Source organism: Polaribacter uvawellassae (assembly GCF_039748955.1).
In the GTDB taxonomy this organism is placed as follows: Bacteria; Bacteroidota; Bacteroidia; order Flavobacteriales; family Flavobacteriaceae; genus Polaribacter; species Polaribacter uvawellassae.
Window position 1 is genome coordinate 578,392 of sequence record NZ_JBDIZN010000001.1, and the last position, 20,909, is coordinate 599,300.

Consider the following 20,909-nt stretch of genomic DNA (forward strand, 5'->3'; position numbering starts at 1 on the left):
GGCATATGAAGAAAGTTAGAATTAAAAAAGGATTCGCATTATCGGCATTATTTTTAGGACCGTTAATCTTTTATATTTTTTTGTCTTTAGGAATTTATCATCATGCAAATTTGCCTATTCTAACAAAAAATGTAGAAAATATAAAAGGAGAAGTTTCTTTTAAAGATCATTTTTCTGTTGTTAGTTTTTTAGGAACAGATATCGAAAAAAGTAAAGGCGGACTTTTTAATTTAAACGAAGTTATATATAAAAGATATCGTAAAAGCATGTTTTTTCAATCTGTACTAATTGCCCCAAAAGGAACAGAAACTCAAGTAGAAGCTTTAAAAACTAAACTAAGTACTTATACAGATATTAAGAGTTGGAAGTTTGTTTTTATGGATGCTGACGATATTAAAACAGTGTTTAATAGTTTTGATTCTCCATATACAATCAATCAAGATTTAAGCTCAGAATACGTTTTTATTGTTGATAGAGAATTGCGTTTACGTGGTAGAAAAGACGATGAAGATACAGAAAACGGAAGGTTATATGGTTATGATATGAATTCTGTAAATGATCTTAAAAACAAAATGAAAAATGATATTGAAATTATATACTATCAATTAAAAAAATCGTTAGAAAAAGAGAAACGCTTTAAACGTAAAATATAAAGTAAAATGAAAAAAAAGTATTCTTATATCGGTATCTCATTTGTTATCTTACTTTTTGGAATTTATGTAGTACCAAAAGTGGTAAAGAAATTTCAAAAATCTGATTTGGTTACTTTTAATAAAGTTCCAGAATTCGAATTTATCAATCAAAAAGGAAACACAATTACCAATAAAAACTTTGAAGGTAAAGTATTTGTAGTTGAATTTTTCTTTACTACATGTCCGTCAATTTGCCCAATTATGAATCAAAAAATGATTGATGTGCAAAACGAGTTTTACGGAAACCCAAACTTCGGAATTGCATCTTTTTCAATCACACCAGACATTGATACTCCAGAAGTTCTAAGTCAATATAGAAAAGAACACAATATTACAAGTACTAATTGGCAAATGTTAACAGGTAAAAGTCAAGAATATGTGTACGATTTATCTAACAAAGGCTTTAAATTATACGCCGGAAATGGTGATGGAGAACATGGTGGATTTGAACATTCTGGCTTGTTTGCTTTAATAGACAAAGAAGGTAATATTCGCTCTAGAAGAGATGCACACGGAAACCCAATAATGTACTATAGAGCTTTAGAAGAAAATGGTTTTGCAGATCAAATAACAGAATTAAAAGAAGACATTAAGATTTTGTTAAATGAGTAAAGAGATTTCTAATCAAGAAAAAAAATACAATAGAATAATTATTTTTTTATCAATAATTATTCCTCTAGCTGTTGCTATTTTGTTTGGTGTAAACTTAAAAAAGTTAGGTTATAATGTAGAACCTTTATCTTTTTTACCTCCAATTTATGCAACAATAAACGGAGCTACAGCTTTACTATTAATCTTTGCAGTTATCGCAATTAAAAAAGGAAACAGAAAACTGCATGAGCAATTAACTACAACTGCAATATTTTGTTCAGCATTATTTTTGTTAATGTATTTAGCGTATCATATGACTTCAGAATCTACTAAATTTGGTGGAGAAGGAACAATAAAATACGTGTATTATTTTATTTTGATTACTCATATATTGCTTTCAATAGTTGTAATTCCTTTTGTGTTAATTACCTTTGTAAGAGCAAGATTAGGAAAGTTTTCTAAGCACAAAAAAATAGCAAAATTTACATTTCCTTTGTGGCTGTATGTTGCAATAACAGGTGTTTTAGTTTATATAATGATTTCTCCATATTATTTATAGTTATGAAAAAAAGTATCGTTTTAATAGTCGTTTTATTTTTTACAATTGATGCGAATGCACAATGCGCAATGTGTAAAGCTGTAGTAGAAAATGGCGATCAAGAAATGGCAGAAGGAATTAACTCTGGCATTACCTATTTAATGGCTTTTCCTTACCTTTTAGTTGCACTTTTAGCATATGTTTTATTCAGATATAAAAAAAGAATAAAAAATTAACGCTTCAATAAGATAAAAAATCTGTAACAAATTCTATTTTCGCTCGTCATATAAACACTATCAAATAAATTTGTGTTTGATTATAATTAATAGTGTTCATTATCAAACACTTGCATTTAATTACATTGATTTTAAATTACAGTAAAACAGGTACTTATATATTTATTTGTTTTGGCTTGACTATTGAATCATAATATAAAGAGTGAATAGAAACTAACAAAATATCATTAATGAAAACAAAATTTTTAGTAGTTATAGCATTAATTGCTTTTTCTTTCTCAGGAATATCTCAAAAAAAATGGGACTTAAAAGAAGCAGTTGAATATGCATTAAAAAATAACATCACTATAAAAAAAGGTGAATTAACTTTAGAAAAGGCAAACCAAAATATTATAGGTGCAAAAGGAAATTTTTTACCAAATTTAAATGCTTCTTCTGGAGCTAATTTAAATTTTGGATCTACCATAGATCCTGTAAGTAATGGTAGAATTTCTTCTACAAGCTTTAGCTCTTCTTATAGTATAAACAGTAGTGTTACTATTTTCAACGGCTTTAGATTATTAAATACCTATAAAAGTAACCAATTAACACTTATAGGTAATCAATTAGATTTACAAAATATTAAAGATGATATTTCTTTAAATGTTGTCAACTCTTATTTAAACATACTGTTTGCTAAAGAAAATTTAGCAGTTGCAAAAGTGCAAGCAGAAATAAGTAAAAAGCAAATTGAAGTAGCTAAAAATCAAGTAGATGCAGGTTCTAAGCCTAAAGGTGAATTACTAAACGCGCAATCTGCTTATGCAAACGATTTACAAACTATTGTTTCTTTAGAAAATACGTTAGATATTGCATTATTAGGTCTTGCTCAATTATTACAAGTTGATCCTAATAACTTTGATGTTGCAAAAATAGATGTTGGTGCTCCTTCTGCTTCTTTAATGTTTAAAAGTCCAGATGCAGTTTATAAAAAAGCTGTAGAAACTAGGCCTGAAATATTAAGTGCTAAATTACAAGGTGAATACGGAGATTTACAAATTGCAATTGCTAAAAGTGGATTTTTACCAAGTGTAAGTGCTTCTGCAAGTGCAGGAACTAATTTTAGTCACAGATTCACTATTTTTCAAGGACAACAAAATGATTATTTCTTTAAACAATTAAACGATAACTTTGGATATGGTATTGGTTTATCAGTGAATATTCCTATTTTTAATAGATTTCAGAACAAAGTCAATCTTAACAGAGCAATAATTGATAAAGAAGACTCAAAATTAAATCTTGAAAATGCAAAGTTAAGCCTACAACAAACAATTCAACGAGCTTTTTTAGATGCTAAAGCAGCATTAAAAAGTTATGAGGCAGCTAGATTATCTTTAGAAGCACAACAAGAAGCTTTTAAAAATGCACAACAAAGATATACTTTTGAAGCAATTACTTCATTTGAATTTGATCAAGTAAGAAATAGATTAGTAAATGCAGAATCAACATTAATTAGAGCAAAATACGATTATGTATTTAAATCTAAAGTATTGAAATTTTACTACGGAGAATCTGTATTTGATTAAACGTAATCTAAAAAACATAAAAAAATCCCTGAGAATTTTCTCAGGGATTTTTTTATGAACTATTTTTTAAGTTATGCATCAAAATTTTCATCAACAATCTTGCGAATCTTTTTATTTAAATAATCTATTGATCGGTAACTTGTATGCTCTAAAATAATAACCACCAAATCATCATCTTGATATTGAGTTATTCCTGTACTAAATCCATTCCATTTTCCATAATGATAAACAATCTTTTCGTCATTTTTGGTATTTATTCTAAAACCAAATCCATAAGGAATTTCACGTCCATATTTGTTCTTTCCTTTCGTGTACATCAATTCTAAAGATTCTTCAGAAATTAGTTTTCCGCTATTTAAACCGTTTACCCATTTTAATAAGTCTTCATTTGTGGCATAAATATTTTTATCACCAACAATTGCGTCATTAATTGTATTTGGTATTGTACGGTGTCTCCAACCTCTATATAATCGATAGCCAATTAATTGATTTGCTCTTATAGTGTCATTTTCAAAACTAAAAGCAAAAGAATTATTCATCTGTAGCGGTTTAAAAATAGTAGTTTCTAAAAAATTAGAATAACTCATTTTTGATATTTTCTCGATTAAAGATGCTAAAACAAAATAACCAGTATTTGAATAATCAAATCTTCTGCCAGGACTAAAAAACGTTGAAACATTGGTTGTTTCAAGAAACTCCATCATTTCATTATTACTTGGAGCTTTTTCTCTTTTCCATTGATTTTCTGCAACCCAAAAATATTTAGGTAAACCAGAAGTATGATTAAGTAAATGTTGAATTGTAATATTCTTAAAAGGAAATTTTGGAAAGTATTTGGTAATTGTATCTGTTAATTGTAGTTGATTTCTTTCCTTTAAAATCATAATTGAAGCAGCCGTAAATTGTTTACTTACAGATGCTAATTGAAAAATTGACTCTTCATTTAGTTTGCTTTTCTTTCTAAAATCTGCAAATCCAATTTGATTTTGATAAATTAATTTTCCTTTTTTTGCAACAAGAATTGAACCATGAAAATCGTGTCTTTTATTTATTCTTTTTAGTAAAGAGTCTAATTTGTGACTTACCTTTTTGGTTTCATCTATAGAAAATTTTTCTAAAATAATCGTTGGATCCTTTAGAATAACAGAATCTTTTACAACATCTTTAATGGCTATTTTTGGTGCTGCTTTTACAGTTTTAGTACTTAGTACAAAACTGCTTAAGAGTATGATAAAGAGACCAATAAGATATTTTAATTTAATTTTCACAAGGGGAATATATTGTGTTTCATATGCTAAAAGTAACAATGCTAGACGAACTTTCAAAATTTTATTTCATATTAAGGAATAATAATAAACTATATGTATTTTTTTGAAGCTTAATGTATCTTTGTAAAAAACTATTCTATTGGCATATATTTTAAATATTGAGACTTCTACAAAAAACTGTTCGGTGAGTATTTCTAAAGATGGAAAACTAATCGCTATTAAAGAATTAAACAATGGTAATTATTCTCATGCTGAAGTTTTACATCCTTATATAAACGATGTTATTACTAAAGCTAAAATTACTTTTAAAAAATTAGATGCCATTGCAGTAAGTAAAGGTCCAGGTTCTTATACTGGGTTACGAATTGGTGTTTCTGCAGCAAAAGGATTGTGCTTTGCATTGAACATTCCTTTAATTTCTGTAAACACATTGCAATCACTTGCAATGTCAATTACGTCTATTTCAGATGATAATAGTGTTATTATACCAATGTTAGATGCTCGTAGAATGGAAGTGTATTCGGCTGTTTTCAATTCAGATTATAATCAGATAAGAGATACAAAAGCAGAAATTATTTGCGAAACTTCTTTTCTTGATTATTTAGAATTTTCAAAAGTTTATTTTTTAGGTGATGGAGCAGAAAAGTGCAAATCTTTAATAGCACATTCAAATGCAATATTTATAGAAGCTAAATTCCCGTCAGCAAAAGAAATGGGCATTTTATCTAATGATAAATACAAAAAAAACGACATCGAAGATGTCGCTTATTTTGAACCTTTTTATCTAAAAGATTTTATTGTTGTTCCTCAAAAAAAGAGAGTATAGTTATTTTAGTGAAGTATAAAAATTAAAGATTTTAATTAAATCTTCCTCTTTCTTTATACCTAACCTTTCTTTTTTAATAAAACTCTTAATGTCATTTGCTTTTGAATTAAAAACTTTTAAAAATTTACTTTTTCTAGTTGGCAATTCAACAACAATATCTTGATTATTAAACTTTATGTAATATACATCATCCTTTCTTTCATACTTTGCTGGTTTAGCAATTTCAAAACTACTTTTTGGCTTAACCAGTGGAAAATACTTTATAAATTGTTTACTAAGTAAATGCGCATTTTCTTTTTTTGCTATTACTTTAAAGAATGCAAGCTTTAAATTTTCATATTCAAAAGCTTTATAAGTTGTATTATCATCAGTAAAGATAACTTCATAACGATGCTCTACAGCTGGTCCAAAGAAAAGAACCTTTCCTTTATTATCTATTTCAAAATAGTCAAGATTGGCATTGTATTTTCCTTTCATTGCAACACCTTTAATTTTTATATTTTGGTATTCAGTATGTAGAAAAGGAGAACCTTTAATGCTAGGATCATTTTGACGATTATACTTTGCGTCGACATCACTTTTTAAAGTATACATGTCTTCTAAATTGTTGATTTGATTTATTTGTGAAAATGCAGAAGCAGAAATAAAAAATAATGTTATTAGAATTGATTTCATGGTTTTTAATTTTAAGTTAGTAGCAATTTTTATTAATTATCGTGTTTGATTATCATATAGTTTTAATAACTGTATAAAATCATTTTCTTTTTTTACATTCAATTTGTTCTTTTTAATTAAAGAAGAAATTGTTTTAGAATCGTTTCCAAAAAACTTGATAACATCCTTTTTTCTAAGTCTAATTTCACTTAAAGCTTCAGCTCCTTTTATTCTTAAATAATATGTGTCTTTAACTCTTTTTAATTCAGGATTTTTATATTTTTCATAAGGTGTTTTAGGCTTTTTCTCTTCTACATAAACTATTTTTTCTTTTACTGCAAAATCGTAGTTTTTACCTTTACTTTTTATAACAAAAAAACCAGCTTTTAAGTCATCTTTGTATAAATAGTTATAGATTTTATAAGTTTTATTTAACGATATAAAGTGCACTTGTACTTTACTTTCTAGAGAAGGAACAATGTATTTTGTTTTTCCCATATGCTTTACTTCAAAATTATCTGTATAGCCATTATATCTTGCAGGATATTGAATAGGAATATCATCAATTTTTACAGTTTCAAAATTTTCATTGATAAACAAACTTCCTTTTATTGTTTTATCAAATTTTTGCTTGATGGTTAAAAAAGAATTTCCACCTTCTAACGCGAAAGAGGCTTCGTTTTGACCGTTAACAAACAATCCTATTGATAAAAACAAAAGCGTTACTGAATATTTTAAATTTTTCATTTTTGTTATTTTTTAAAGTGTTATTTTTTTATTTGTACTTGATGTGGATAAGGAATATCAATATTCGCTTTATCTAATGCTTCTTTAGTTTGTTCTAAAACTTCTGTGTAAACAGCCCAATAATCACTTGATTTTACCCAAGATCTAACAGCAAAATTAATAGAACTATCACCTAATTCTGTTAATAAAATTACCGGTGCAGGATCTTTTAAAATTAATGGATGATTGTTTACTATCGTTGCAAAAACATTTTTAGTTTCTTTAATATCTGCATCATAAGAAACGCCAAATTTTAAATCAACTCTACGTTTTTCTTCTGTAGAAAAATTAACAATATTGCTGTTTGATAATGCTCCATTCGGAATAATAATTTCTTTATTGTCTACAGTATTTAATTTAGTTGTAAATATTTCGATACTTTTTACCGTACCAGATTCTCCTTGAGCTGTAATAAAGTCTCCAATTTTAAATGGTTTAAAAATCATAATTAAAGCACCTCCAGCAAAATTAGCAAGAGAACCTTGTAAAGCTAAACCAACAGCCAAACCTGCAGCCCCAATAATTGCAACAAAAGATGTTGTGGGAACCCCAAGTTTAGAAATTACGGTAATTATTAATAACGCTTTTAAAATCCAACTTAATAAATCACTTAAAAATTTTTGTAATGTAAGCTCTACATTGCTTTTTGTCATGATCTTTTTTGATACTTTAACAAGCATGTTTATAACAAATAAACCAATAATTAAAATTAATAATGCTGTGAGCACATCTGGTCCGTATTTTATTAAAAAAGCTTCTGCTATCTCTATGTATTTATCCATTTTTAAGTTTTATTTATGAAAAAAATTATTACTGCTAAAATAGCTGGAATTGATTGAATATAAAAGAGTCTTATCTTTTTTGTTGAATAAGCTCCGTAAATACCTGCTACAATAACACAACTTAGAAAAAATACACTCACATTTAAGTCTTTTGTTAGTAAAGACCAAATTAATCCTGCGCTTAAAAAACCGTTGTACAATCCTTGGTTTGCTGCTAGTACCTTTGTTTCTTCTGCAAATTCTTTAGATTTTAATCCAAATGTTTTTATACCTTTAGGTGTTGTCCATAAAAACATTTCTAATACTAAAAAATAGAAGTGTTCTAAAGCAACAAAAGCAATAAGAATTATAGTTATTAGTGTCATTCAATATAATTTTTTAGTTGACAAATTGCTTCTTCGGTAATTTCTGTAGGTAAATTACACGTTTTATTTTTACAAATATACATTAGTGTTTTGTTTTCTATAAACCTGTTTTTTAACAAAGGTAAACTACTTTTAGTTACACTACCACAAATTAATTTATTAGGAATATATTCTTTATGAATTTCTAGTAATTTCTCTTTTGCATTAGCTCCACTAATTGCAATTTCAAAATAATTATCTATAAAATTACTGTATACTTCTAACCAGTTAGAATAAGCTGAGCCAAAATTTTGCATTGTACTCGTCATATTATTCAACATTTGTTTACTAGTTTTTAAATAGTATTCATTTTCAAAATAATGACTTAGTTTAAATAAATTCTTTGCCATCATCGAATTTGAAGAAGGCATAACATTGTCTTCAGTTTCGGTTTTTCTGGTGATTAATTCTAAATCTTTATTTGATGTAAAATAAAACATACTCGTTGCTGTATTAAAGAAATAGTCAAAACAAGTATCGGTTAGATTTTTAGAAAGCATCAGCCACTTTTCATCTAAAGTTACTTCGTATAACGAAATGAAAGCATCAATAACCATTCCATAATCTTCAAGATAACCGTTTATGCTTGCTTTTCCATTTTTATAATTACGATATAAAGTTCCGTCTTCTTTGAGCATCTTTAACTCTAAAAAGTGTGCGTTTTTTAAAGCAATTTTTAAAAAGCGGTTATCATTAAAAACGCGATATGCATCAACATAGCCTTTTAACATAATGCCATTCCAAGAAGTTAAAACTTTATCATCTAATCTTGGATATGCTCTTTTTGCTCTTTCTTTTAATAAAATTGCTTTCCATTTTACAACGTTGTTTTTTAAATCAGAAATTGCTAGATTGTGTTTTTTAGCAAACTCTGTGTCAGAACTATTTTTTATTAAATGATAGTTGTTTTGTTCCCAAAAACCGTAAGAATTTATATTATAATACTCAGAAAACATCACGAAATCTTCTTTTAAAACAGTTTGTAGTTCCTCTTTTTTCCAAACATAAAAAGCACCCTCTTCTAATTCGTTTTTAGCATTTAAACTATCTGCATCAATTGCAGTATAAAACCCGCCAGAACCATCTAATAGTTCACGCTCAATAAATTGTAAGGTGTCATAAACTGTTTCTTTATACAGTTGATTTTTTGTAATTAAATACGCATCTGCAAACAAACTTACTAATTGACCATTATCATAAAGCATTTTTTCGAAATGCGGAATATGCCATTTTGTATCTACAGAATATCTAGAAAATCCACCGCCAACATGATCAAAAATTCCGCCTAAAGCAATTTTTGTAAGTGTAGTATTTACATATTTTAGTAAAGATTTATCGTTGTTTTGATAAGCATGTCTCAATAAAAAATGATAATTATTTGGCATCGGAAATTTTGGAGCTTTGTTAAACCCGCCTAACTCTTCATCAAAATAAATACTCCATTTTTTTACAGTTTCATTTAAGTATTCTTTTGTAAAGAGCGCTTTTTCAGGATTTAAAGTTATCAATCCAGATTGTTGAATTCCTTCAGTTAATTTTTCGGCATATTCAACAACTTTCTCAGGATTTTTTCGATACAATTCTCCAATTTGATGTAAAATATTAGACCATTCTTTTTTCTTAAAATATGTTCCGCCCCAAACTGGTCTTCCGTCAGGTAAAGCGATACAGTTTAATGGCCAACCGCCAGCGCCAGTCATTAATTGAACAGCATTCATGTAAATTTGATCAATGTCTGGTCTTTCTTCTCTATCAACTTTTACATTGATATAATGATGATTCATAATTTCGGCAACAGCTTCGTTTTCGAAACTTTCTTTTTCCATTACATGACACCAATGACATGAAGAATATCCGATAGAAATCAATAATAATTTGTTTTCTTTTTTTGCTTTTGCTAAAGTTTCTGTATTCCAGGCAAACCAATTTACAGGATTGTTTGCGTGTTGCAATAAATACGGACTTGTTTCTGAAGCTAAATGGTTCTTAAATTTTTCCATTGGTGATTTTGTGTCTAACCAAAGATAAAAAAAGCGATTTGATAAAAACCAAATCGCTAGAAATTATAATTATATTAAATGTAGCTTAAAAATCGATTTGAAAACGAAATTGGAAAATGGTTGCTTTTCCTTTGTTTTTTACATCTGCAAAAACGTTGTTCACCATAAATCGAGTTGATGGGTTTAAGTACCAGTTAAGTCCCAAGGTAACATCAGTTTGCTCTCCGCCATAAATATCACGATTATTTAAATCAGAATTAGAATACCTTAAGGCTATTTCCCAAGCTCCAGATCCACTTTTACCATAATTATTTTTTGGACTTAATCGATCAAATCCAGCATAAGAGCTTTTAAATTTTTTGCTTTCTCCAGTTAAAAAATAACTTACTTCTCCGTAATAACTAGAAAAATGATAAGTATCAATTGGATTAGCAATTCCTGTATTTATTTTCGTCGTTAAATATTCAGCTTGAAAAGCAAAAGCTTTTTTTACATAAGCGGTTTCAAAATTAACTATACTTACATTTTTAACACTACTTATTGGACCAGTAAAGATATATTTAATTCTACTTAAATGACTTTCTGGTCTTGATTCAATTTTATATTCTTTAGAATTAGGTTTTCTATTTGTATAGGCAATCCCAGCATGTAACATTTCTTTTTGTTCTTTATCATTAATTAATAAACTTGTTACTCTACCTGTAATTGCATAACCATTATTTGCGGCTTTGTCATCTGAAGAATTGTCTTCGTTTAAAAAATAACCAGCTTGAACAGATAATTTATTGCCAAAATAATCATTAAAAAATACGATTCCGTTGTTTCTTGTTTGCATAAAATCATCGGCAAAAGAACGCTCCATGAAAGTCATGTATTTGCTGCTTGTTATTACACTTAACCTAAAAGGTTCTTTCACATGACCAATTCTAAGATTGCCAATTATTGGTAAATTTTTTAATCCAATATAGGCGTCTTTGATAGTTGATTTATTGTCTGCAAAATCTACAGAGAACTTATAATCTACATTCCCATATAAAGTTCCAGAAGTAAATATTCTAGCGCGTCTAAGTTCAGTTCCAGCTGTTGTTGTTAACGGATTAAAAGCAGCATCTAAACCTTCATCCTGAGAGAAGAATGCATGATCTATCATAATTCTTCCTCCAAATTTTAATTGAAATTGTTTGTCTGCATTTTCAACTTTAAACCCTTTGTCCCATTTAAAATCAAACGAATTTTGAGAAAAACCAATTTGACTGATTAACAACAGAATAAATGAAAAATAATTTTTAGATAACGTCATTTTAAATTTTTATTAAAGTGCAAATGTTATAAATTTTAAGATAAGTTAACATATACAATGTTATTTCATAACACTTTGATAACATTAAAATAACATTGCGTGAGGATGCTGTATCTAATTTTGCAGAATAATAATTTAAGTAAATAAAATGGAGAATCCATATATTTTAATGCTAATTGCATTGACCGCTTTAGCAATTATAGATTTAGTTGTTGGGGTAAGTAATGATGCAGTCAATTTTTTAAACTCTGCAATTGGTTCTAAAGCTATTTCAGTTAAGAAAATTTTGATTATTGCTAGTATTGGTGTTTTTGTTGGCTCAGTAACATCAAGCGGAATGATGGAGGTTGCTAGAAAAGGGATTTTTGTTCCGAGCGAATTCTATTTTAATGAAATCATGTACATTTTTATGGCCGTAATGATTACAGACATACTACTGTTAGATGTTTTTAACTCGCTAGGAATGCCAACTTCTACAACAGTTTCTATTGTTTTTGAATTGTTAGGAGCAGCTGTAGCAATGGCGTTGATAAAAATTTACACATCTGATAGTGGAGAAACTGCTGCAAATCTTGGTAAATATATCAATACAGAAACAGCAATGTTTATCATATTTGGTATTTTACTTTCTGTGGTTGTCGCCTTTTCTGTTGGAGCAATAGTACAATTTGTATCTAGGCTAATTTATTCTTTTCATATAGAAAGTAGACCTAGTTATGTAAATGCATTGTTTGGTGGATTTGCCATTACTGCAATAACCTATTTTATTGTGATAAAAGGGTTAAAAGGAACTCCTTTTTATAAAGATGTAAAGCACTTAATAGAAGGGAATCTTGCAATAATTTTGTTAATAGGATTTACTTTTTGGTCTATCGTATCTCAACTTTTAATAAAGCTATTTAAAGTAAACGTTTTAAAATTAATTATTGGTATTGGTACCTTCTCATTAGCGTTGGCTTTTGCTGGAAATGATTTGGTAAACTTTATTGGTGTACCAATTGCTGCTTGGAATTCTTATGAAGCATGGCAGGCATCTGGTGTTGCTGCTGATTCATTCTCAATGGGAGTGTTGGCTAAAAAAGTGCCATCTAATGTTTGGTTATTATTAATTGCAGGGGCTATAATGGTCGTAACTATCTGGACTTCTAAAAAAGCAAAAACGGTAATTGAAACTGGAATTAATTTATCTCGTCAAGGAGAAGGGCACGAGAAATTTCAGCCAAACCCAATGTCTAGAGTAGTAGTTAGAGCAGCAATGGGGTTAAATATTGGTATCAGTTATTTATTTCCAAAGAAAACATTAGCATATGTAGATTCTAAATTTCAAAAACCAGTCATAGAATTATCAAAAGATAAATCTTACGAAATGCCAGCTTTTGATATGATTAGAGCTTCTGTAAACTTAATTGTTGCCGGAATTTTAATTTCAGTTGGTACTTCGTTAAAATTACCATTATCAACAACCTATGTAACTTTTATGGTTGCAATGGGTACATCATTAGCAGATAGAGCTTGGGGAAGAGAAAGTGCAGTGTATAGAGTTGCTGGAGTGTTAAATGTAATTGGCGGTTGGTTTATGACAGCACTAGTTGCCTTTGTTGCAGCTGCAATAGTTGCATACTTAATTAACTTAGGAGGAATTGTAATGGTTGGTGTTTTACTTTTATTAGTATTTGGTTTGATTGCAAGAAATTCTATCAAACACACAAAGAAAAATCAAGAAGTTAAGAAAAAAATGTATATCGAAAGAGCAGAATTAATTACTATTAACGGTGTAATTGAAGAAAGTTCAGATCATATTGCAGAAGTGGCTTCTCGTGTTAACAAACTATACACAAATGTTGTGAATGATTTAGCTAATCACGATTTAAATAAATTACGTAAAACCGACAAACATGTTGGTAAATTAAACGATGAAATTGATGATTTAAAAGATGGTGTTTTCTACTTTATTAAATCGCTAGACGAAACATCTGTGCAAGCAAGTAGATTCTATATTTTAGTATTAGGATATCTACAAGATGTTGCACAATCTATTAGTTATATTTCTAGAGCAAGTTTTAAACACGTAAATAACAATCATAAAAATCTTAAAAAAGGACAGTTAAAAGATTTAAAAGAAATTGATAATCAATTAACAGAATTATTAAACAAAGTGAGTATTGTTTTTGAAAACAGAACTTTTGATCGACTAAACGGAATTTTAGTTGATAAGCAAGCGTTGCTAAACGATGTTTCTGAATCAATTGAAAAACAAGTTGCAAGAATTAGAACAGATGAAACAAGTCCTAAAAACACTACTTTATATTTTAGTGTTTTATTAGAAACTAAAGATTTGGTTGGTGCATTATTAAATTTATTGCAAACCTATCAAGAGTTTCATTTATCCACAAAAGAAGTAAAATAACACAAAGAGTTGTTTGAATTCACAATCCCGAGTTAATTTTAACTCGGGATTTTTTTTATACATGTTGATCTATTAAAATCGTATTACCGTCCGGATCAAAAAACACGATGCTTGCCGGTCCAAAATCAGAACCATCTGTTTCTCTTTCTAGTTGGATATGGTTTTTTTTCAAGTGTTTTTGAATATCTCTTACATCATCAAAATTGTTTAACTTGTTTGCGTTTTCATCCCAACCAGGGTTAAATGTTAAAATATTATTTTCGAACATTCCTTGAAAAAGCCCAACCAAAGCATTGCCATTTTTCATGATTAAATAACCCATTTCTAATTGACCTGCAAAAACACAAAAACCTAATTTTTCGTAAAACTCTTTTGATTTGTTGATGTCTTTTACCGCTAAACTGATAGACATTGCGCCTAATTTCATGTGATGTGTTTTTAATATTATCGCATTAAAGTTAGGAAATTCTTTTGTCATTTCGAAAGAGGGAAGAATGAACGACGAGAAATCTTACTTTTTTATAGATTCCTTAATCGACTAAAAAGTCTCATTTCGGGATGACAAATAAAACCTCAAACTATTTTTCCATAGAAAGCAACACCATTCTTAATTCCATAAATGTGAATGATTTATCTACTTTTTCTTTGAGTTCTGTTAAGTTTTTAAACTCAACTTCTTCTATTTTTTTGATGAGTTTTTTATATTTTTTCAACGGAATTAATTCTAAAACATCAATTTCTCCAGACGGAATATAACTAGCCAAATGACTTTCAATTGTACCAGTTGTTAAGCTACGTTCTTTCGCAATTTCTTTTACTGATAAACCGCTTTTAAACAACTCAAAAGAAATCTGTTTTGTTGGTTTTTTATCTTCTTTCTTCTGCTGATTTAAATGATTGATACCATTTTCTTCACAGTAAGAATTAATTAATTCTAAAATTTCTTCACCATATTTTTGAACACGGATTTTTCCCATTCCGTTTATTTTCAACAGCTCTTTTTCAGTTCTAGGAAGTTCATCACACATCAAGTATAACGTTTCTTGTGTAAAGATTTGAAAATGAGGAATGTTTTCTGCTTTGGCAATATCATCTCTTAATTCTCTTAATTTTAACGCAATAATTGGATCTCTTTTAGAAGCAACCTTCTTCTTTTTTGGTTTTTCTACATTTTGTAAAACCGCGTTTGCTCTAACTTGCAAATAGGTTTTTGTAGTAAAACCTTCTGTCATTTTTTTAAGAGCAAAAACTTTCTCGGTTAATACTTCTTGTAATGCATCAAACTGCTTGTCAAAATCTTTTTTTACCGCTTTGTTATCAGACGAAAAGGAAATTTTTGACAAAGGCTGAACGATGTTTTTAATAGTTTGTGTTAAAAAATAATCAACTGCTTTTGTAAATCTTTCTTGAACTATCGAACTATTTTCTGGTAAAATTTCATTTTCGGAAATTTGGTTTAGCTGGTTTTTAAACCCGTTTGCAACTTTCATCAAGGCTACAATTCCGTTGTCTTTTATAATTTGTAAATGCTCAATTACGTCACCTTTTATACTCGTTCTATTTTTATAAAAAATGTCAATTAATCGAGAAGTTGGATATAAAAATTGTTGATAATCAAACAATTCTGAGATTAAATTGAGTTGAAATTGTTTTTCAGATTCTATTAAAATACTTTCGTCAGGATGATTTTCTTCTACGCTTTTATTAAACGAACCAACAGTTGCATCGTTTATAATTGCGTTACTATTAATTTTTGTTTTCAAGACTATACCTTCTAACGAAGTACATCTACTTAACGCAACATAGGTTTGTCCGTGTGCAAAAGAAGCTTCGGCATCAATAATTGCCTTTTCGAAAGTTAAACCTTGACTTTTATGGATGGTAATTGCCCAAGCCAAACGCAACGGAATTTGAGAAAAAGAACCAGTAATATCTTCTTTTATTTCTTTGGTTTCATCGTTAATGGAGTAGTTGATATTTTCCCAAGTTTCTTTTTCGGTCACAATTTCGTCAATTTCATTGGCGCATTGTACGGTTACTGTTTCTTTAGAAATGTCTGTAATAACTCCAATTTTTCCGTTGTAATATCTTTTTTCTTGCGAAGAATCGTTTTTGATAAACATGACTTGCGCACCAATTTTTAATGCTAGTTTTTCGTCGTTCGGAAAAGAGTTTTCGTTGAATTTTCCAGAAATATCCGCTTTAAAGAAAGAAGTTTTGGATTTGAGCTTTTCAAGCTCTAAATTATTGATGGCATTTGCTCTATTATTATGCGTTGTTAAGGTAATATAACCATCGTCTTTTTTTGGAGAGAAAGTTGGATTGTAACGTTCGTTTAATGTTTTTGCGGATGCTTCAGACAAATTATCATTTCTAATTTCATTTAGAATTTTGATGAAATCTTCGTTTTTTTGACGATAAATATGTTTCAATTCTATAGAAACCACATTGGCTTCTTGATAAGCTTTTGAGCTAAAAAAATAAACCGTTTTATAATGTTGTTGTAGCAAACTCCATTCGTTTGGTTTTACAACTGGCGCTAATTGTTGTAAATCTCCAATCATTAAAACTTGCGCACCGCCAAACACTTTATTTCTGTTTTTATAACGACGCATCACTTGGTCAATTCCGTCTAATAAATCGGCTCTAACCATGCTTATTTCATCGATAATAATTAAATCTAACGATTTGATAATATCAATTTTTGTTCTAGAAAATTTACGTTGTGCGTTAGAAGTATTTGCAATCTGATTGGGTAAAATTGGACCAAAAGGCATTTGAAAAAACGAATGAATGGTAACACCTTTTGCATTAATTGCAGCAACACCTGTTGGCGCAACCACCACCATTCTTTTTAAAGATTCGTTTTTAATTTTATGTAAAAAAGTAGTTTTTCCTGTGCCTGCTTTTCCGGTGATAAACAAATTTCGATCTGTCTTTTCTATAAAATCTAAAGCAAGTTCTAATTCATTATTTTTTGACATGGTAGCATTTTTGTTGCAAGATAAACAATCAAAAAAAGAATATTTAAATGATGTTTGTTTTTTTAATACCTATGACCAATTATTATCCCAATTCTTGGATAAATAAGATATTGTGAGTTAAAACCAATACCAGCAATAAATTCTAAAGAAAAATTATTTTCGGCTAAATGTTTATATCCAACAGCAGCTCCAAGCCCAAACCCAAAAGAAGGCTGAATACCTTCATCAATTCCATCTTTATTAATATAATTGTATTTGTAGTAGGTGAAAAGACTATTTATTTCAGCAAAAAGTCCAGCAGCTATTTTACTATTTGAAAAATAATCTCTATAATAGGGCATGAAGGCGATATCTGGTAAACTAAAAAAACCAGGAATATCACTATAAGTTTCAGTAGAACCAAAAATAAATCTACCACCAAAAGAAAAGCCTATACTAGATTTTGGACTTAATATTCTCTCGTAATCAATGCTGTAAAAATAAAAATTATCATCTAAAATAGTAGAGTATAAGAGTAAATTAATTCTTAACTCATTTGGTTTTTCTATTTCTGTGACAGATAAATTTATATCAGTATTCATTTCTTGCCCTGTAACTTCAGTAAAAGACAAGAGCAGAATTAAATTTAACACAATTAGTGGATTAAATAATTTTAACATAGCATTTTTGTTGCAAGATAAACAATCAAAAAATGAGTTTGTAAAAAATGGATAAAATTGTTTAGATATAAAAATTTTGTTAAGCAACAAATAGGATTCCCGTTTTAATAAAATTTATCTAATGTTATCAAATTATTTGAAAGTGTAAATAAAAAAGCCTCCCAAACGGAAGGCTTTTTATAGTTTAGGTAAGTATGTATATAATTATTCTGTAGCTTTATCTACAACAATACGATCTTTTCTATTTGCTAATTCCCAAGCTGTATGGAAAACAAGACGAGATCTGTTTTCTAGCAAGTCATAGTTAATTTTGTCTGGAGTATCTGTATGTCTGTGATAGTCATCATGTGTTCCATTAAAATAGAAAATAATTGGAATGTTATTTTTTGCAAAGTTATAGTGGTCAGAACGGTAGTAAAAACGATTTGGATCGTTTTCGTCGTTGTACGTATAATCTAACTCAATATTTGTAAACGTTTTGTTTACTTGTTCAGAAACTTTGTGTAAATCTGTACTTAATTTATCAGCACCAATTAAATATATATAATTTCTGTCTCCTTCACGTTTTGGATCAATTCTACCAACCATATCAATATTTAAGTTTGCAACTGTATTTGCTAAAGGAACTAAAGGCTCATAATCTGTGTAATATCTAGAACCTAATAATCCTTTTTCTTCTCCAGTTACGTGTAAGAAAATAATAGAACGTTTTGGTGTATGACCATTATCAACCGCTTTTTTAAATGCTTGAGCAATTTCTAACATAGAAACTGTTCCAGATCCATCATCATCAGCTCCATTAAAGATTTCTCCTTTTGCATTTACGCCAACGTGATCTAAATGTGCAGAAATAATAATGTATTCTTCTGGTTTTTCAGAACCTTTAATCATTGCTACAACATTTTCTGATGGTTGAGAAACGGTAATACTTTTAAAATTCATATCAACTTTTGTAGCAACAGATGCAGTTTTAGTAGATTTAGTAATGTTACTTACCAATGCTTTCCCCATTTTTTCGCTAATTAAGAAATAGTACATTTCTGCATCACCACCTTCTTTAGTTGGTAATGATAATCTATTACTTCCTCCTTTTTCTTCACGTTCTTTATAGAATTTTGAGTATCGAGTAAATAATGCGTCATCCATAAAAAATAATGCTTTAGCACCATTTTCTTTTGCTGCATCTCTTTTTGAAGAAAGTGCTTGACGGCCATTAGACCATTTTGAAGCTTTTTTATCACCAGTAATTACATTGTTACCGGCTTTATCTGTTGGTTCTCCACCTCTAACAACTACTATTTTTCCTTTTACATCAAGGTTTTTGTAGTCAGAATACTTATCATCATCAATTCCGTAACCAGCATATACAACTTCAGAAGCATTTACTGTTCCTGTAGCTGCTGCAGTTTGTGAAATAAAATCGTCAAAATAACTAAATGATTTTCCGTTCACAGAAATACTTACTTCTGGAGTTTTTACAATGTTTAACGGTACATTTTGAAGATAGTTTCCATCAATTAAAGAGTTAATTCCTAAAGCTTCGTAGTGTTTTTTAATGTATTCAACAGCTTTCTTTTGTCCTGGAGATCCTGTATCACGTCCTTCGAATTCATCAGAAGCATAAATATATAAATGCTCTTTTAATTCTTCTTGAGTAATAGTGTTTCCGTAAGCGACAACATCCTCGTGTGTTGCTTCTTTTTTACAAGAAAATGCTATAAACATTACGCTTAATAGTAATAGTGTTTTTTTCATTTGATTCGGTTGTTATAGTTAAGTGATGCGATATTACAAAAAAGAACCATTAAGACGCTCTAAAAGCATGTCTTTTAACAGTTTTTAACATAATTTTTGTAATTGTTGCCTTCAAAGCTGTATAAATGTATTATTATTAGCAAGTTAGTTGTTAATAATAGCTAAAAAATCCCAAGCAAATGCTCAGGATTATTTTATCTAAAAATCGAAATTTCTAATAATCTAGAAACTCAATTTACATTTCTAATGCTTTTTTAATATCATTATCCATTAATAATTCTACAGGATTTTCTAATGCTTCTTTAACAGCAACTAAGAACCCAACAGATTCACGTCCGTCAATAATTCTGTGGTCATAAGATAAAGCAACATACATAATTGGTTGAATAACTACTTTCCCATCAACAGCCATTGGTCTGTTTACAATATTGTGCATTCCTAAAATTCCACTTTGTGGAGGATTGATAATTGGCGTAGATAACATTGAACCAAAAATTCCACCATTTGTAATGGTAAATGTTCCGCCAGTCATTTCATCAATAGTTATTTGTCCGTCTCTAGCTCTTAAAGCCAAACGTTTTACTTCTGATTCTACACCTCTAAAAGATAAATTTTCTGCATTTCTAATTACAGGTACCATTAATCCTTTTGGGCCAGAAACTGCAATAGAAATATCTTGAAAATCGTGTTTTATTTGAAAATCTCCATCAATCATTGAGTTAATATCTGGATACATTTTTAACGCTCTAACAATTGCCAATGTAAAGAAAGACATAAAACCTAAACCAACTCCGTGTTTTGCTTTAAAATCTTCTTTGTATTGAGAACGCAAATCAAAAATTGGCTGCATGTTTACTTCGTTAAACGTTGTTAGCATTGCAGTTTCGCTTTTTACAGCAACCAAACGTTCAGCAACTTTTCTACGCAACATAGACATTTTTTTACGCTCTGTTCCTCTAGAACCGTTGGTGGGTTGAGTACCCATAGAAGGTACTGCTTTTACCGCATCGTCTTTGGTAATTCTACCAGCTTTTCCAGTTCCACTTACAGAAGCTGCATCAATTCCTTTTTCTGATAAGATTTTTTTAGCAGCAGGAGACGCTGTTCCAGTTGCATATGTTGTTGTTTTCGGAGCTTCAACTTTCTTTTCTACAACTTTTACTGAAGGTTTTGAATCTTCATTACTTGTTGAGCTTCCTTCTGGTTTAGCAGCGCTTGTGTCTATTAAACAAACTACTTCACCAACAGCAACGGCATCGCCTTCTTCTGCTTTTAGCGTAATAATACCGCTTTCTTCAGCAGGTAACTCTAAGGTTGCTTTGTCAGAATCTACTTCTGCAATTGGTTGATCTTTCTCAACATAATCTCCATCTTCAACTAACCAAGTTGCGATTTCTACTTCTGTAATTGATTCTCCCGGAGAAGGAACTTTCATTTCTAAAATCATCAGTACTGAATTTTA

At 29.3% G+C, this 20,909-nt stretch carries 19 protein-coding genes; 7 read left to right on the forward strand and 12 right to left on the reverse strand.

Going from position 1 to position 20,909, the window contains the following annotated elements:
* Positions 1-5: 5 nt before the first annotated feature.
* The 5 genes from ABDX67_RS02655 (at position 6) to ABDX67_RS02675 (ending at position 3,622) form a co-directional block, all read left to right on the forward strand.
* Positions 6-653, forward strand: coding sequence for a hypothetical protein (locus tag ABDX67_RS02655; RefSeq protein ID WP_347173355.1), 648 nt, complete (start codon positions 6-8; stop codon positions 651-653).
* Positions 654-659: 6 nt separating this feature from the next.
* Positions 660-1,304 (forward strand): SCO family protein, encoded by a 645-nt coding sequence (locus ABDX67_RS02660; protein WP_347173357.1) that lies wholly within the window; start codon positions 660-662, stop codon positions 1,302-1,304.
* Entirely contained in the window at positions 1,297-1,842 is a 546-nt protein-coding gene (locus ABDX67_RS02665; protein WP_347173359.1) for a DUF420 domain-containing protein, read from the forward strand. The genes ABDX67_RS02660 and ABDX67_RS02665 overlap by 8 nt, the downstream gene beginning before the upstream one ends.
* A 2-nt stretch (positions 1,843-1,844) precedes the next feature.
* Entirely contained in the window at positions 1,845-2,057 is a 213-nt protein-coding gene (locus tag ABDX67_RS02670) for a hypothetical protein (RefSeq protein ID WP_347173361.1), read from the forward strand.
* 230 nt (positions 2,058-2,287) lie between these two features.
* Positions 2,288-3,622: a TolC family protein gene (locus ABDX67_RS02675; RefSeq protein WP_347173363.1), complete on the forward strand. Its 1,335-nt coding sequence runs from the start codon at positions 2,288-2,290 to the stop codon at positions 3,620-3,622.
* Positions 3,623-3,693: 71 nt separating this feature from the next.
* Here the strand turns inward: ABDX67_RS02675 and ABDX67_RS02680 are convergent, their stop codons facing one another.
* The gene (locus tag ABDX67_RS02680; protein ID WP_347173365.1) at positions 3,694-4,890 is read right to left on the reverse strand and encodes a serine hydrolase domain-containing protein; all 1,197 of its coding nucleotides are present in this window, start codon (positions 4,888-4,890) and stop codon (positions 3,694-3,696) included.
* Between the two features lie 139 nt (positions 4,891-5,029).
* Between ABDX67_RS02680 and tsaB the strand changes: the two genes are divergently transcribed.
* The gene (gene tsaB, locus ABDX67_RS02685) at positions 5,030-5,716 is read left to right on the forward strand and encodes a tRNA (adenosine(37)-N6)-threonylcarbamoyltransferase complex dimerization subunit type 1 TsaB (protein WP_347173367.1); all 687 of its coding nucleotides are present in this window, start codon (positions 5,030-5,032) and stop codon (positions 5,714-5,716) included.
* Here tsaB and ABDX67_RS02690 read toward each other — a convergent pair whose 3' ends face one another.
* The 6 genes from ABDX67_RS02690 to ABDX67_RS02715 all read right to left on the reverse strand — a co-directional run bounded on the left by ABDX67_RS02690 (position 5,717) and on the right by ABDX67_RS02715 (position 11,642).
* Positions 5,717-6,391 carry a hypothetical protein gene (locus ABDX67_RS02690; protein WP_347173368.1) on the reverse strand — a complete coding sequence of 225 codons (675 nt, stop codon included), beginning with the start codon at positions 6,389-6,391 and terminating at the stop codon, positions 5,717-5,719. It lies immediately after the preceding gene.
* Between the two features lie 36 nt (positions 6,392-6,427).
* On the reverse strand, positions 6,428-7,117 hold the full coding sequence (locus ABDX67_RS02695) for a hypothetical protein (protein WP_347173370.1): 690 nt from the start codon (positions 7,115-7,117) through the stop codon (positions 6,428-6,430).
* A 20-nt stretch (positions 7,118-7,137) separates the two neighbouring features.
* The gene (locus ABDX67_RS02700) at positions 7,138-7,938 is read right to left on the reverse strand and encodes a mechanosensitive ion channel family protein (RefSeq protein WP_347173372.1); all 801 of its coding nucleotides are present in this window, start codon (positions 7,936-7,938) and stop codon (positions 7,138-7,140) included.
* Positions 7,939-7,940: 2 nt separating this feature from the next.
* Positions 7,941-8,303: a DUF1304 domain-containing protein gene (locus ABDX67_RS02705; protein WP_347173374.1), complete on the reverse strand. Its 363-nt coding sequence runs from the start codon at positions 8,301-8,303 to the stop codon at positions 7,941-7,943.
* On the reverse strand, positions 8,300-10,342 hold the full coding sequence (locus tag ABDX67_RS02710) for a thioredoxin domain-containing protein (protein ID WP_347173375.1): 2,043 nt from the start codon (positions 10,340-10,342) through the stop codon (positions 8,300-8,302). The genes ABDX67_RS02705 and ABDX67_RS02710 overlap by 4 nt, the downstream gene beginning before the upstream one ends.
* 85 nt (positions 10,343-10,427) lie before the next feature.
* A complete protein-coding gene (locus tag ABDX67_RS02715; protein WP_347173377.1) occupies positions 10,428-11,642 on the reverse strand; it encodes an OprO/OprP family phosphate-selective porin in 1,215 nt (404 codons plus the stop codon).
* Between the two features lie 148 nt (positions 11,643-11,790).
* On the opposite strand from ABDX67_RS02715, the gene ABDX67_RS02720 reads away from it, so the two are divergent.
* Positions 11,791-14,049, forward strand: coding sequence for an inorganic phosphate transporter (locus ABDX67_RS02720; protein WP_347173378.1), 2,259 nt, complete (start codon positions 11,791-11,793; stop codon positions 14,047-14,049).
* A gap of 55 nt (positions 14,050-14,104) precedes the next feature.
* Here the strand turns inward: ABDX67_RS02720 and ABDX67_RS02725 are convergent, their stop codons facing one another.
* The 5 genes from ABDX67_RS02725 to odhB form a co-directional block, all read right to left on the reverse strand.
* Positions 14,105-14,476 (reverse strand): VOC family protein, encoded by a 372-nt coding sequence (locus tag ABDX67_RS02725; RefSeq protein WP_347173719.1) that lies wholly within the window; start codon positions 14,474-14,476, stop codon positions 14,105-14,107.
* A 151-nt stretch (positions 14,477-14,627) separates the two neighbouring features.
* Positions 14,628-17,033: a helix-turn-helix domain-containing protein gene (locus tag ABDX67_RS02730; protein ID WP_347173379.1), complete on the reverse strand. Its 2,406-nt coding sequence runs from the start codon at positions 17,031-17,033 to the stop codon at positions 14,628-14,630.
* 62 nt (positions 17,034-17,095) lie between these two features.
* Positions 17,096-17,692 (reverse strand): hypothetical protein, encoded by a 597-nt coding sequence (locus tag ABDX67_RS02735; RefSeq protein WP_347173381.1) that lies wholly within the window; start codon positions 17,690-17,692, stop codon positions 17,096-17,098.
* Between the two features lie 204 nt (positions 17,693-17,896).
* Entirely contained in the window at positions 17,897-19,447 is a 1,551-nt protein-coding gene (locus ABDX67_RS02740; RefSeq protein WP_347173382.1) for a M28 family peptidase, read from the reverse strand.
* Positions 19,448-19,682: 235 nt separating this feature from the next.
* Entirely contained in the window at positions 19,683-20,894 is a 1,212-nt protein-coding gene (gene odhB / locus ABDX67_RS02745) for a 2-oxoglutarate dehydrogenase complex dihydrolipoyllysine-residue succinyltransferase (protein WP_347173384.1), read from the reverse strand.
* Between the last annotated feature and the right edge of the window lie 15 nt (positions 20,895-20,909).

What these genes read in the sequence shown, in the direction of transcription:
- ABDX67_RS02655 (WP_347173355.1), top strand. Translation starts at nt 6, where the DNA reads ATGAAGAAAGTTAGAATTAAAAAAGGATTCGCATTATCGGCATTATTT.
- ABDX67_RS02660 (WP_347173357.1), top strand. Translation starts at nt 660, where the DNA reads ATGAAAAAAAAGTATTCTTATATCGGTATCTCATTTGTTATCTTACTT.
- ABDX67_RS02665 (WP_347173359.1), top strand. Translation starts at nt 1,297, where the DNA reads ATGAGTAAAGAGATTTCTAATCAAGAAAAAAAATACAATAGAATAATT.
- ABDX67_RS02670 (WP_347173361.1), top strand. Translation starts at nt 1,845, where the DNA reads ATGAAAAAAAGTATCGTTTTAATAGTCGTTTTATTTTTTACAATTGAT.
- ABDX67_RS02675 (WP_347173363.1), top strand. Translation starts at nt 2,288, where the DNA reads ATGAAAACAAAATTTTTAGTAGTTATAGCATTAATTGCTTTTTCTTTC.
- ABDX67_RS02690 (WP_347173368.1), bottom strand. Translation starts at nt 6,391, where the DNA reads ATGAAATCAATTCTAATAACATTATTTTTTATTTCTGCTTCTGCATTT.
- ABDX67_RS02695 (WP_347173370.1), bottom strand. Translation starts at nt 7,117, where the DNA reads ATGAAAAATTTAAAATATTCAGTAACGCTTTTGTTTTTATCAATAGGA.
- ABDX67_RS02700 (WP_347173372.1), bottom strand. Translation starts at nt 7,938, where the DNA reads ATGGATAAATACATAGAGATAGCAGAAGCTTTTTTAATAAAATACGGA.
- ABDX67_RS02705 (WP_347173374.1), bottom strand. Translation starts at nt 8,303, where the DNA reads ATGACACTAATAACTATAATTCTTATTGCTTTTGTTGCTTTAGAACAC.
- ABDX67_RS02710 (WP_347173375.1), bottom strand. Translation starts at nt 10,342, where the DNA reads ATGGAAAAATTTAAGAACCATTTAGCTTCAGAAACAAGTCCGTATTTA.
- ABDX67_RS02715 (WP_347173377.1), bottom strand. Translation starts at nt 11,642, where the DNA reads ATGACGTTATCTAAAAATTATTTTTCATTTATTCTGTTGTTAATCAGT.
- ABDX67_RS02720 (WP_347173378.1), top strand. Translation starts at nt 11,791, where the DNA reads ATGGAGAATCCATATATTTTAATGCTAATTGCATTGACCGCTTTAGCA.
- ABDX67_RS02725 (WP_347173719.1), bottom strand. Translation starts at nt 14,476, where the DNA reads ATGAAATTAGGCGCAATGTCTATCAGTTTAGCGGTAAAAGACATCAAC.
- ABDX67_RS02730 (WP_347173379.1), bottom strand. Translation starts at nt 17,033, where the DNA reads ATGTCAAAAAATAATGAATTAGAACTTGCTTTAGATTTTATAGAAAAG.
- ABDX67_RS02735 (WP_347173381.1), bottom strand. Translation starts at nt 17,692, where the DNA reads ATGTTAAAATTATTTAATCCACTAATTGTGTTAAATTTAATTCTGCTC.
- ABDX67_RS02740 (WP_347173382.1), bottom strand. Translation starts at nt 19,447, where the DNA reads ATGAAAAAAACACTATTACTATTAAGCGTAATGTTTATAGCATTTTCT.
- odhB (WP_347173384.1), bottom strand. Translation starts at nt 20,894, where the DNA reads ATGATTTTAGAAATGAAAGTTCCTTCTCCGGGAGAATCAATTACAGAA.